This is a genomic window from Moraxella sp. E33BD, assembly GCF_041807865.1.
GTDB lineage: Bacteria > Pseudomonadota > Gammaproteobacteria > Pseudomonadales > Moraxellaceae > Moraxella > Moraxella haemolytica.
The window spans coordinates 50,333-64,033 of the sequence record NZ_JBGTZD010000002.1 but is presented as its reverse complement, the minus strand read 5'-3'; the positions used below and the strand labels follow the sequence as shown (position 1 = coordinate 64,033).

Genomic DNA, 13,701 nt, shown 5'->3' with positions numbered 1-13,701 from the left:
CTTCTTTTTATTGAGTTTCTTTGATTGTGCTTTACTTATGCTATATTCATCAAGTACGCAAAGACTTAGGCAGACTAAAAGTAACATTCTCTTCAATGCCACATATCTCTTGGGGATCTTCTGCCCCCCATGACTGCAAAGTCGCCAATACTTCTTGAATCAATATCTCTGGAGCTGATGCACCTGCAGTAACACCCACACACGCCACGCCATCAAACCACGCCTTATCCATCTGACCGGCATTGTCAATCAAATAAGCACATGCCCCCAAACGCTCAGCAAGCTCTCTTAAGCGATTAGAGTTTGATGAATTTGGACTGCCAACAACCAACACAACATCACACTGTTCTGCCAAAGATTTGACCGCATCTTGACGATTTTGGGTGGCGTAGCAAATATCATCTTTTCTGGGTGCGTTGATTTTAGGAAATTTATGTTTTAATGCATCAATGACCACTGCCGTATCGTCCATTGATAAAGTTGTTTGTGTTACAAAGGCAAGTTCTTTATCCTCATCAAAATTCAAGCCGGCGACATCATCAGCATCTTCCACCAGATGAATGCGACCGCCAAAACTGGTATCAAAACGCCCCATCGTTCCCTCTACTTCAGGGTGTCCTGCATGACCAATTAAAATAGCATCCATGCCTTCTTGGGCAAATTTACCCACCTCAATATGTACTTTTGTTACCAGTGGGCAGGTGGCATCAAAGACTGTCAAGTCTCGGCGAGTCGCTTCATCTTCTACCGCCCTTGAGACGCCATGTGCCGAAAAAATCACAATCGCCCCATCAGGGACTTCATCAAGCTCTTCAACAAATATCGCTCCACGATTGGCAAGGTCTTCCACCACAAATTTATTATGCACCACTTCATGACGCACATAAATCGGCGGATTAAAACGACGCAATGCCTCATTCACAATGGCAATCGCCCTATCCACACCCGCACAAAATCCTCGTGGATTAGCCAATAGAATCTTCATATCATCTTCTCTATTTTATCTTCATTTTAGCTGACTACTTTACCACATTTACGCCATTTACGCATTAACTGGCTAGAATTTTTATTTCATTTATCCTATGGCTGTTTTATTTGGTTAGTTAAGCAAACGGTCAAATAAAAACACCCCAAAGGTTAGAATCTGAGTGTCTAACTTTTGGGGTGTGGTTCAATCACTGACGGTTTTTTGATTAGTAATTATTCATTCAAATATTGATTAAAAACCATCTTTTAGACTAACAATTTGATTATACACAGGCAAATCTTTGGTAGATTCCACAGTGTCTGCTACAAAGTAGCTTTCACGCTCAAACTGGAACCGCTCACCGCCCACAACATTCGCTAAAGACGGCTCAACAACCGCTTGATAAGTAGTGAGCGAGTTAGGATTTAGGTGTTGTTTAATCCATAGTGTATCGGCATCGGTATCAGCATCTAGCATGTCTTTTTCATGCAAAGTAACCTCTGGATGAATTTCATCATCTTCTAATAGCAGATGATTATACATACGGACAATCGCATCAACACCATGCGTGGCAGATACCCAATGAATCACCCCTTTAACCTTACGACCTTCTGGATTATTGCCCAAAGTCTTAGCATCGATGGTTGCAATCAGCTCAACCACCTCACCTTTTTCATCAGTGATGTATTCTTCCACTTTTAGAATGTAGCTATTACGCAGACGAATCTCAGGGTTTTCTGGCGACAGTCGCTTATAGCCTGCTGGCGGACTGACCTCAAAGTCGGTTCTGTCAATATAGATTTCTTTGGTGAACGGGATTTTACGCTCGCCCATATCCACATTTGGGTGCTTTGGCTGAGTTAGCCATAATACGCCATTATCCAAGCAAGCTTTAACCGTATCTTTTTTAAGATGCTCAAAATCTGCCACCGCCTCATCAAAGTTCTGAATCGTAACTTTTAATGGGCGAAGTACCGCCATGCCCCGAGCGGTTTTATTCTCTAGAGCATTACGAATACTAAATTCAAGCTGGCGAAAATCCACCACGCCATCGGTCTTAGAAATACCTATTCGCTCACAAAAGTCTCTTAACCCTTCAGCTGGATAGCCACGGCGTCTCATGCCTGCCACTGTTGGCATTCTTGGGTCATCCCACCCTGATACCACACCCATATCCACCAAGCGTTTTAGCTTACGCTTAGAAGTTAGCGTATGATCAATATTAAGACGACTAAATTCATACTGGTGTGGCGGTTTAACAAAGCCCACCTTTTCTACTACCCAATCATAAAAAGGTCTATGATCTTCAAACTCTAATGTACATAGCGAATGTGTAATATTCTCAATGGCGTCCGATAATGGGTGAGCGTAGTCGTACATTGGATAAATACACCATTTGTCACCTGTTTGGTGATGATGGGCATGCATGACACGATAGATGACAGGGTCTCTCATGTTCATGTTGGCATGATTCATGTCAATCTTGGCACGAAGTACCGCCTGACCTTCTTTGTATTTGCCGTTTTTCATGTCGTCAAAACGAGCAAGATTCTCTTCAATCGTAGCGTTACGCTGTGGCGACTCAACAGATGGCTTGCCAAAACCGCCACGATGTTCACGAATCTCATCAGGTGTCTGAAAATCAACATAAGCATCACCTTGCTTGATGAGCTGTACCGCCCATTCATACAACCGATCAAAATAATGGGACGCATAGCGAACATCGCCCGCCCATTCAAAACCAAGCCATTTGACATCTTCTTTGATACTATCTACATAGTCTTGCTTTTCAGCGGTAGGGTTAGTATCATCAAAACGCAAATTACACACACCACCAAACTCACCTGCCACACCAAAATTTAGGCAGATGGACTTAACATGACCAATGTGTAAATAGCCATTTGGTTCTGGTGGAAAACGAGTGATGATGCCATCATGTTTCCCAACAGCTAGGTCATCACGGATGATTTGGCGAATAAAGTCGTTTTTTTCAGATAGCATCTCAGTCATAACAGTTTCCAATTGGTGATTTTTTTAAAGCATCAAACAAAAAGCATCAAATAATTAAACAAGTCGTGTCAATCTCACTATTCTAGCATATTTTTATTAAATAAAGAATTATCAAGCAGTCAACAATTTTTTTCCATGCAATTACTCTGATTTTTATTGAGCATTTCCCATTGTGCCAAAACTTTGCTATAATATCGTCAATTTCACTGTTAATTTTAAATAGGAATACCTATGGATATGCCGATTGTACAGCTTGACACCACCCATGGTGCGATTGTGATTGAACTTAATGCCGAAAAAGCCCCTGTTACCGTTGCCAACTTCCTTGACTATGTTGAAAGCGGTCATTATGATGGCACGATTTTCCATCGTGTGATTGATGGCTTCATGATTCAAGGCGGTGGTATGGATAGCGACATGAACGAGAAGCGTACTGGCACACCAATTAAGAATGAAGCGGACAACGGTCTAAAAAATGACATTGGCACAATCGCCATGGCTCGCACCAACGACCCACATTCAGCAACCGCCCAATTTTTTATTAATGTTAAAAATAACGACTTTTTAAATTATAGCAGCCCAACACCACAAGGTTGGGGTTATGCCGTATTCGGCAAAGTAACCGATGGTATGGATGTGGTCAATCAAATCAAAGGTGTACCAACCGGTCGCTATGGCTATCACAGTGATGTGCCACGCGAGCCAATCGTGATTAACTCTGCTAAAGTAATTTCAAAATAATTTTAGCATACTTTAAGGTGATTTTATTGATACAGTCCACCAAATCCATCTTAAAGACTAGGGCGAAAATAATTCGCCCTTCTTTTTTCCACCCCATCAGATATGCAAAACTTTAATCATCTCATCACCACTCGTCCGCATGATATCAGCACGGTTTTTGTCAGCGACCTACACCTATCAGCAGACACACCTGCTTTAAATCAGGCGTTTTTGGCACTCCTAAAAGATTTGTCTTTTTTGCCAAATTTAACGCATTTGTATATTTTGGGTGATTGGCTTGATGGTTGGATTGGCGATGATGACTACCTAAGTCTAAACGATAATGCAAAAAAACAGCATTTTTTAACACCCATTTTATCAGCCCTGCAACACTTATCAACAACAGCCAAGATTCATGTCATGCATGGCAATCGTGATTTTGCCATTCGTCAGACACTCTGCGATGAATTTGAAGGCAGGTTGATTAAGGAGCCCTATTGTTTACAGTCTGGTCAGCTTTACAGATTAGAGCATGGCGATCGCCTTTGCACTGATGATAAAGCATATCAACGCTACCGTAAGATTGTCCAAACCCCCCTTATTGCTTGGCTGATTTTAAAACAACCACTTGCTAAAAGAAGACAAATTGCCAACAAAATCAAAGCCAAGTCCACTCATGACAAATCCGGCAAATCCAAGCACATCATGGATGTCAATTCTCAAGCTGTACAACAAGCCTTGACGACCTGCGATGTACTCATACATGGGCATACACACCACCCTGCCATTCATGAGATGACCAACAAAAAAAGAGTAGTTTTGGGTGATTGGCGACATCAAGACGGTGGCGTGCAAGCGGTGATTGGGGTGATGGTGGGCAATCAAGTGGATTTATGGACATTTAAATGGCGTGCATAACCGCCATGATCTCATTATGAAGATACCACCATATCAAACCATAGACAAGTAACAGCACCATAGACAACAACCAAAAACACACGCCAGACAGTCGCCATCGACTCACCGCCCAAATCAATAGGGCGAACAATGCCCCAATACACGCACCACCCAAATGAGCTGCCTGATCAATCCCATCAATAGTCAAGCCCATCACAAAGTTTAACCCCATGATGATTGCCAGACTTTTGGTGTTTAGTACAAACATGGTGGGTGTCTTTGTGATTGCCAATACCAACAAAAACATACCAAAACCCATGATGCCGCCCGATGCTCCTGCCGATACACCAAAGCGTCCATCTGCTAAGACTTCCTGCCAAGTGATGTAAAGGTTTAATAGATTACCACCCACTGCCGATAATAAGAACAACGCCAAAAACTGTAGCCTGCCAACTATCTGCTCAACCACCATGCCAAAATAATACATGGCAAAACCATTAAACAACAGATGAATCAATCCGATGTGCAAAAAGGCACTAAAAACCAATCGCCACGGCTCATAAGTTAAACTCAAGGGCAAAAAATTGGCGCCAAAAGCGATTAAATCTTTTGAACTTGGGTTATCAAGACTTACGCCTTGTAGAAGCTGATAGCACGCCACCACCACAAAAGAGACGATTAGGACTAATGTGATGGGTGCTTTTTTGGATAAAGTTTGGATATTCATCAAGCATAGGCCCTAAGATAAGCCATCAAATCAAAATACATGGCTAAAGATAAAGATGGATTAGATGTGCAAATCATGCCCACAGCGGTCGCAAAATTTAGCGTTAGAAGCATGACCAAATTTACCACATTTTGGGCAACTGATAGGATGTAACTGTGGTCGCATCGTACGGGTTAGCTCGGCAGTAAAAATACCTGTCGGCACAGCAATGATGGCATAACCGGTTATCATCACCATGCTTGCAATCGCTTGACCAATGGGTGTTTTTGGTGAAATGTCGCCATAGCCGACCGTTGTCAAGGTAACGACCGCCCAATAAATAGACAAAGGAATACTGGTAAAGCCATTTTCTGGACCCTCAACCACATACAACACCGAACCAAAAATGGTAACCAAAAGCAATAAAGAAATGAAAAAAACAATGATTTTGTGCTGAGAAGTCTTAAATGCCGCCGCCAAAAACCCCGCCTGTTGCATATAAGAACGCAATTTGAATATACGAAAAATACGCAAGATGCGTAAAATTCGCACCACCAAAAGATACTGCGTTCCCACAAAAAATAGACTTAAATAAGTTGGCAATAGTGCCAATAAATCCACCACACCAAAAAAACTAAAGGCATAACGGCGGCGGTCAGGGGCGGAATATAGCCGTAAAATATATTCTATGGTAAATAATACCGTAAAAAACCATTCTGCATAGAGAAATAGCCGTCCATACTGCAACCTAAAAATCAGTACACTATCAAGCATAACCACCGCCACACTTAGCACAATGCCAAGTAGCAAAATGACATCAAAGAATTTACCTGCACGAGTGTCCGTGCCTTCAATGACGACATGAACGCGCTCTTTTAGGGGTAGTGTCTTACGATAGGAATGAATGGGACGCATTAATACTCTTGATTTTTCAAATTGATGTATTTTAGCCCAAATTCTCATAAAAAACCACCAGCCAATGAGTTTGACTGGTGGTTTTTAAAAAATAAAATCAGAAGCTCTCTATAAAGTCTGCATAGGCAGTCATAAAACCCTGCAAAGTGGCTTTAGCAGGCTCACTAACCAGCTCACCATGACCATCAAACGCTCCTGCAAAAATCCCACCAATGCTCGCCCCAAACGGCAGAGTTGGCATATTGATATAAGGTGCAGACGCAATAACACGCAACGCATCAATCGCTTTTGTGCTACCACTGGCATTGACCGTCATTAACCCAAGCGGTTTGCCAATCCATAGGCTTCCTTCTGGGTTACGAGACACCACATCAATAGCATTTTTAAGCATCGCAGAATAACCACCATTATGCTCAGGCGACACCCAAATCACTGCATCTGATGCCTTGACTGCTTGACGCACACGAGTATAAGCAGGAATATCCATACCATCAAAATCACGGTCATATAAAGGCAAATCACCAATCTCAACGATGTTTAATACCCACGAACTTGGAGCGATTTTTTGCAAATACTTTACCGCCAAATGATTAAAAGAACTTTTGCTTGCAGAACCGACAAGCACGGCAACTTGTTTTGTCATAACCTTTCTCTTTAAAACCTAACATATTGATAAATTCATCATTGGTTGCACCATCTGTGTATCACCAACGACAAAAAGTAATTTCTTAGCACTTGGTCTAAAATAATAGATGAATATTAAGCGATTAAAATTAACAATCATCAGCGTAAATCAAACAACAAAAACTCACAATCCTCATTTATCATAACATCAAGCACACTCTCTTCACCAACTGCCATGCCATCGCCTTGATAGACAGTATTGCCATTGACAGAAAAACTCCCCTTGACCACTTGTAACCAGTAGTGGCGATTGGTATCCAAAGTGATGGTATCAGTACTGTCTTTGGCATATTGATATCGCCATAATTTCATGTCTTGATAGACTTGAAATGACTCATGCTCAGCTGTTGGCGATAAAATCAGCACGCCCCCTTGCTTATCGGCAAAGCGTCTTTGATCATATCTTGGGGTAACGCCAAGCACATTAGGCTGTATCCAAATCTGCAGTAGATGCAAGGTTGTGTCATCACTTGGATTAAACTCCGAATGCGTAACGCCTGTGCCTGCCGACATAATCTGAAACTCGCCTGCCTGAAAATCTTTGACATTCCCCATGCTGTCTTGATGGGCAATAGCACCTTCTAATACATAGGTCAAAATCTCCATATCCTTGTGCGGATGTGTGCCAAAACCCATGGTTGGAGCAATGCGGTCTTCATTGATGACCCTAAGGTCAGAAAAACCCATAAAAGCAGGGTCATGGTAATTTGCAAAGGAGAAACTATGGTGAGTATCTAGCCAGCCGTAATTAGCATGACCACGCTCAGAAGATTTTCTAATATAGAGCATATTTTTTCTCATATGTTATGAAGTATGAGATATTATAGAGCTTTCTTATTATCCAATAAATAGCTATAATAGATAACATTTATCCATATATGGTATAATAATGCAGAATCCTCAACAATTAGCCAATTTGGTTTTGTTCGTGGCAGTGGTTAAAAACAAAAGTTTTAGCAAAACTGCCCAAACTCTAAATATCCCCCAGTCCACCTTATCCAGAAAAATCAATGAACTTGAAAATCATCTGGGGCTAAAACTCATTCACCGCACCACACGAAAATTAGAACTCACTGAAGCAGGACTATTTTATTTTGAACGCACAACAGCCATCGTAGATGAAATTAATCGCACCCATCAGGCGATGAATGGCCTAAAAATAGAACCCAAAGGGGTATTAAAATTATCTGTGAATAACGAAATTGCAGATTGGCTCATGACCATTTTGCCTAAATTTTATCAAAAATATCCTAAAATCCAACTCCACATTGATGTCTCCGCCCAAAAAACTGACCTTTTGGCAGGCGGTGTGGATATGGCAATACGGGCAGGCATACCAAAAGAAAATCACTACATTGTCCATCCTTTAAGCCAATCTAGCTTGCGGTTATTTGCATCAAAAGCCTACTTAGACAAGCTTGGTACACCCAAAACACCTGATGAACTGGCTCATCATCACGGTTTGGCATTTTTAGGGGTTTTGGATTGGGAGCTATCTTGTGATACGCAGGTGCTGACCACCCACCCCAAAATGCTCTATCATTCCAACAGCTTTCGCCTACTAAGTGGACTGGCCAAACAAGGACTTGGGATAGCATTACTACCCAATATTGCAGCTGACACAGAGCTTATACCAGTATTGCCTGATTGGCAGGGCAAACCTGTGCCAATTATCATTTTGACCGCCACTCGCCTTCTGCCAATTAAGGTGCGATACATGATTGATTTTTTGAAAGAAAATGTTGGGCAATTAGAAGCACTAGGACACAATGACCATAGAAAAAATCCCACAACTGTTGTATAATGTCGCCATTTTCATTTCAATTTTTTATTTTTAAAGGTGTAATATGGCAGGTCATAGTAAATGGGCGAACATCAAGCATCGCAAAGCCAAGCAAGATGCCGCAAAAGGCAAAATCTTTACCAAAATTATCCGTGAAATCGTCTCTGCAAGTAAAGGTGGTGATCCAGACCCAGCCAACAACCCCCGTCTTCGTGCTGTTTTAGAAAAAGCCAATGCTGCCAACATGACCAAAGATGTCATCAAGCGCGCCATTGAGCGAGGTCAAGGTGGTGGCGAAGGAGACAATGTCCAAGAGATTACCTACGAAGGCTACGGCGTAGGCGGTGTGGCAGTCATTGTAGAGACGATGACCGATAATGTCAATCGTACTGTTGGCGAGGTACGCCACGCATTTTCTAAACATGGTGGCAATCTTGGTACATCAGGTTCAGTGGCATATTTGTTTTCTAAGCGTGGTGAGATTGTATTTGATGATGTTACACTTGAAGACAAAGTCATGGAAATCGCCCTAGAAGCTGGGGCAAGTGATATTGAAAATGACGGCGAGAGCCTTTTGGTCATCACAGAACCAAACGACTTTGGTGCGGTGGTGGATGCTTTAGCAGAAGCAGGTCTAAAAGCGGATAGTGCTGAAGTTACCATGTCGCCAAGCACAACTGCTGATATTGATAACATTGACGATGCTCAAAAGGTACTAAAAATGATTGATATGCTAGAAGACTTGGACGATGTCCAAGAAGTCTATACCAATGTCAATTTTAGCGATGAAGTGATGGCACAGTTAGATGCTTAAAACTTCATAACTTAACACATAAAATAAGATTGGTTTTTGCCAATCTTATTTTTTACCCTATGTACATAGAAATATCACCATCACACCCACAAAACAACACACCAGTTTGCAATCTTAGGCGCAACAGTTCATCATTGGCTTATACTGATGGCGTGATGGCTAATGATTTTATGATTATTTCGCCCGCCAAAACTTATTAAAATAAAAACTTTTATCAACTGATGATTGGCAAATGTTTTAAACTCGCCTACAATAAGCTTATAATGACAGCAACATTGGCTTGATTGGCAACCATATGGTTGATGTGCAGATTCATGACACAGCTGATTAAGGGTAGTGATTGATAAACACTCAAGCAAAATTTACAGATTGTCATTTGTCCTAAAAGCACACTTTTAACAGCCATGTTTAAACCCAATCAGTCAAAACAAGCAAGTTCATCACAAAAACCCAACAAGCCAAATCGCTAACCAAAATTTGTAAAATAAGATACTAAGGAAACCTTATGACCCTATCCGACTATGTCCGTGCCATCATCACAGCCACCGTCTATGATGTTGCCGTTCGTACACCGCTTGAAAAAGCAGAAAAGTTATCCACTCGCTTTGGTAATAACATTCGCCTAAAACGAGAGGATTTGCAACCTGTATTTAGCTTTAAACTGCGTGGGGCGTACAACCGAATCAGTCAGCTATCAGACGAACAAAAGGTAAAGGGGATTATTTGTGCCTCTGCTGGCAATCACGCTCAAGGGGTTGCTTATTCAGCAAATCGCTTAAAACTTAACAACCTAATTGTCATGCCAAAAACCACCCCTGATATCAAGGTGCAGGCGGTCAAGGCTTTTGGAGGCAATGTCTATCTGCATGGCGATAGCTTTGATGAAGCCAACCGATTTGCTATGGATAAGGCAAATACCGATGGCATGACCTACATCGCCCCTTATGATGATGAGCTTGTGATTGCAGGTCAAGGCACGGTAGCATTAGAGCTATCGCAAGACTGGAGAGAGATGGAGTATGTCTTCGTGCCTGTCGGTGGTGGTGGGCTTGTTGCAGGCGTAGCAGCATTTTTAGGCGAGGTTGCCCCTCATGTCAAAGTCATTGCAGTAGAATCTGAAGGCTCTGCTTGCCTAAAAGTCGCCTTAGCCGATGGCGAGCGAACTCGACTGCCACAGGTTAGCTTATTTGCCGATGGTGTGGCGGTCGCCCAAATCGGTCAGATTCCTTTTGATGTCGTCAATTTGACCAAATCAAATGGTCAAGGCAAGGTTGTTGATGATGTGATAACCTGTAATAATGACGAAATTTGTGCCTCCATCAAAGACATATTTGAGGAAAATCGCCATATCGTTGAACCGTCTGGGGCATTAGCACTGGCAGGTCTTAAAAAATATGCCAAAGAGCATAACCTAGCAGGCAAAAACTGCGTAGCAATCATATCAGGGGCGAACATGAATTTTGATCGCTTGCGTTATATTGCCGAACGCACCGAGATTGGTGAGAACAAAGAGGCAATTTTTGCGGTGCGATTACCAGAACAGACAGGGGCATTTTTGGATTTTTGCCGTGTTCTAGAGGGGCGAAACATCACCGAGTTTAACTATCGGCTAGATGCCACCAACCCAGCAGTCGCCCAAGTCTTTGTCGGTATTGGCTTAAAAGAAGGGCAAGCTGAACGAACCACTTTAATGCGGATTTTTGATAAAGACAATTATGAAGCTTATGACCTAACCGATGATGAAGTTGCCAAAACACATATCCGCTATCTGATTGGTGGGCATGGACGACTGACCGATGAACGCCTATTTCGCATCATGTTCCCTGAACGCCCTGGGGCATTATTAAATTTCCTTGAAAAGCTAGGGCAAGATTTTAACATTACGCTATTTCACTACCGCAATCACGGTGCTGCTGAAGGTCGAGTACTGGTTGGCTTACAGGCCAGTAAAAACTCATTGCGACACATTGTAGATGCTTTGACCGAGATTGGCTATGAATGTGAGGATTTAACGAACAATATTGGCTACGGAGTGTTTTTAAAGTAGCCAACAAAAAGACGAGCTTTATTAAAACTCGTCTTTTTTTGCAAGAGACTTTTAATCATGATACTCAATAATCATCACACCCAAAAATCAGCCAACCCCCTTCAAAACCGATACAACAACAGCTTTAAGACAAATCAAAATCATCTAACACCATCATGACCGCATCAATATTTATGTGATAAATTTTTTCCAAAAATTGGTTGTTTTTTGGTATTATTATCTGTTTATTCCTATTTTTCATTATTATTGATTTTATTCACTTTGATAAACCATAAGAGTCATCATGAACATTCAATCTAAGCTACACGACCTATTTACCACCGCCATGACCAGTGCAGGGGCAGACATGGGTGCCGACCCCGTCATTAAGCCATCAAGCAAAAAAGAATTTGGCGACTACCAAGCCAACGGCATGATGGGAGTTGCCAAAAAACTAGGCAAAAACCCAAGAGAACTTGCCCAAAGCGTGCTAGACAATCTACCTGCCAATGAGCTTATCGCTAAAACCGAAATTGCAGATCCAGGCTTTGTCAATATTTTTCTTGCCAATGACTTTCTTGAAAAATCTGCTCAAGTCGCCCTAAACAGCCCTACGCTTGGCATTGATACCACAGGCGGTAAAAAAATTGTCGTGGATTATTCTGCTCCCAATGTCGCCAAAGAAATGCATGTTGGACATTTGCGTTCCACCATTATTGGCGATAGCATGGTGCGTACCTTAGAATTTTTAGGCAATACCGTCATTCGTGCCAACCACATTGGCGACTGGGGTACACAGTTTGGCATGCTGATTGCCTACCTTAAGCTTGTACAAACTGGCGACACTGACGAGATGGCATTGTCCGATATTGAAGAATTTTATCGCTCCGCCAAAGCTAAGTTTGATAGCGATGAAGACTTCGCCACTACCGCTCGCCAAAATGTCGTCAAGCTCCAAAGCGGTGATGAAAACAGCCTAAAACTCTGGCAGCAACTGGTAGATGTTACCATGAATCAGTGTCAAGCCACCTATGACAGACTCAATGTTACTTTAACCAAAAAAGACATTATGGGCGAGAGTCTATACAACCCAATGCTACAAGGCGTGGTTGATAGCCTAATTGAAAAAGGCATTGCCACCAAAGATGATGGGGCGACAGTCGTCTATATGGACGAATACAAAAATAAAGAAGGCAATCCTTTGGGGGTGATTGTCCAAAAAAATGATGGCGGTTTCTTATATACCACCACCGACATCGCTGCCGCTCATTATCGTTACAAGACACTAGGAGCTGATGAAGTCATCATCTTTACTGATGCACGCCAAGCCCAACACATGAAGCAGGCGTGGGCAATCACTAGACTTGGCGGATTTGTTCCTGATGATTTTAAGATGAATCATTTTACCTTTGGTATGATGCTAGGTAAAGATGGCAAACCCTTTAAGACTCGCACAGGTGGCACAGTAAAACTTGCCGACCTACTTGATGAAGCCATTGAGCGAGCCACAACATTGATGAGTGAACGCCAAACCAAACTGAGCGAAAGCGAAAAACAGACTCTTATTAAGGCGGTTGCAATCGGTGCGGTCAAATACGCTGACCTATCCAAAAACCGCAACACTGACTATGTGTTTGACTGGGATAATATGCTATCATTTGAAGGTAATACCGCCCCTTATATGCAGTATGCCTACACTCGTGTACGGTCGATTTTTTCTAAAGCAGAACTCAATCCTGATGAGTTGACAGGCGATATTTTAGTTAATGATGAACACGAACGGACGCTTACCCTTAAGCTACTGCAATTTGAAGATGCGTTACGCACGCTTGCTAAAGACGGCACACCTAATGTTCTAGCACTTTATCTGTATGAACTGGCAGGGATTTTCTCATCATTTTATGAGCATTGTCCGATTTTATCTGCCGATGAACCCATCAAAACCAGCCGTCTTTTGCTTGCTAAACTCACCGCTGACACCCTAAAATTAGGATTGGATTTATTAGGCATTAAGACCGTTGAGAAAATGTAAACTCATCAATTACCATTAAGAAACCCTTAATGGTAATTTTTTAAAATAAGAGTAAATCATGTTTGACAAACTAAATAGCACTCAAGCAGACTGTCTAGATATCTCCTCCCTGCCCCACTGGTCATTTGGCAACAGTCCACAAATGGC

General features: G+C 42.1%; 12 protein-coding genes. 6 read left to right on the top strand and 6 right to left on the bottom strand.

From position 1 onward, the window contains the following. Nucleotides 1-49: 49 nt before the first annotated feature. Together ispH and ACERC6_RS01480 are read right to left on the bottom strand one after the other, a co-directional pair. Entirely contained in the window at nt 50-985 is a 936-nt protein-coding gene (gene ispH / locus ACERC6_RS01485) for a 4-hydroxy-3-methylbut-2-enyl diphosphate reductase (protein ID WP_284674206.1), read from the bottom strand. Nucleotides 986-1,219: 234 nt separating this feature from the next. Next, a complete protein-coding gene (locus ACERC6_RS01480) occupies nt 1,220-2,977 on the bottom strand; it encodes a glutamine--tRNA ligase/YqeY domain fusion protein (protein WP_373627475.1) in 1,758 nt (585 codons plus the stop codon). Between the two features lie 231 nt (nt 2,978-3,208). On the opposite strand from ACERC6_RS01480, the gene ACERC6_RS01475 reads away from it, so the two are divergent. Further along, entirely contained in the window at nt 3,209-3,718 is a 510-nt protein-coding gene (locus ACERC6_RS01475; RefSeq protein ID WP_373627474.1) for a peptidylprolyl isomerase, read from the top strand. 102 nt (nt 3,719-3,820) lie between these two features. Continuing rightward, on the top strand, nt 3,821-4,615 hold the full coding sequence (locus tag ACERC6_RS01470) for a UDP-2,3-diacylglucosamine diphosphatase (RefSeq protein ID WP_373627473.1): 795 nt from the start codon (nt 3,821-3,823) through the stop codon (nt 4,613-4,615). On the opposite strand, the gene ACERC6_RS01465 is transcribed toward ACERC6_RS01470, so the two are convergent. The 4 genes from ACERC6_RS01465 to ACERC6_RS01450 all read right to left on the bottom strand — a co-directional run bounded on the left by ACERC6_RS01465 (nt 4,599) and on the right by ACERC6_RS01450 (nt 7,688). After that, complete coding sequence (locus ACERC6_RS01465) at nt 4,599-5,321, bottom strand: rhomboid family intramembrane serine protease (protein WP_373627472.1); 723 nt, start codon at nt 5,319-5,321, stop codon at nt 4,599-4,601. The two genes, ACERC6_RS01470 and ACERC6_RS01465, sit on opposite strands and share 17 nt — an antisense overlap. A 60-nt stretch (nt 5,322-5,381) precedes the next feature. Beyond that, on the bottom strand, nt 5,382-6,215 hold the full coding sequence (locus ACERC6_RS01460) for an ion transporter (protein ID WP_373627470.1): 834 nt from the start codon (nt 6,213-6,215) through the stop codon (nt 5,382-5,384). 97 nt (nt 6,216-6,312) lie between these two features. Continuing rightward, nucleotides 6,313-6,858: an NADPH-dependent FMN reductase gene (locus ACERC6_RS01455; protein WP_373627469.1), complete on the bottom strand. Its 546-nt coding sequence runs from the start codon at nt 6,856-6,858 to the stop codon at nt 6,313-6,315. Nucleotides 6,859-6,998: 140 nt separating this feature from the next. Next, nucleotides 6,999-7,688, bottom strand: a complete 690-nt coding sequence (locus tag ACERC6_RS01450; RefSeq protein ID WP_373627468.1) for a pirin family protein — start codon at nt 7,686-7,688, stop codon at nt 6,999-7,001. Between the two features lie 100 nt (nt 7,689-7,788). Here ACERC6_RS01450 and ACERC6_RS01445 point away from each other — a divergent pair, with 100 nt between their 5' ends. The 4 genes from ACERC6_RS01445 (at nt 7,789) to argS (ending at nt 13,554) form a co-directional block, all read left to right on the top strand. After that, entirely contained in the window at nt 7,789-8,703 is a 915-nt protein-coding gene (locus ACERC6_RS01445) for a LysR family transcriptional regulator (RefSeq protein WP_373627467.1), read from the top strand. Nucleotides 8,704-8,746: 43 nt separating this feature from the next. Then, on the top strand, nt 8,747-9,496 hold the full coding sequence (locus ACERC6_RS01440; RefSeq protein ID WP_284674198.1) for a YebC/PmpR family DNA-binding transcriptional regulator: 750 nt from the start codon (nt 8,747-8,749) through the stop codon (nt 9,494-9,496). Between the two features lie 505 nt (nt 9,497-10,001). Further along, nucleotides 10,002-11,543 carry a threonine ammonia-lyase, biosynthetic gene (gene ilvA / locus ACERC6_RS01435; RefSeq protein ID WP_373627466.1) on the top strand — a complete coding sequence of 514 codons (1,542 nt, stop codon included), beginning with the start codon at nt 10,002-10,004 and terminating at the stop codon, nt 11,541-11,543. Between the two features lie 283 nt (nt 11,544-11,826). Beyond that, nucleotides 11,827-13,554, top strand: a complete 1,728-nt coding sequence (argS, locus tag ACERC6_RS01430; protein WP_373627464.1) for an arginine--tRNA ligase — start codon at nt 11,827-11,829, stop codon at nt 13,552-13,554. Nucleotides 13,555-13,701 lie beyond the last annotated feature (147 nt).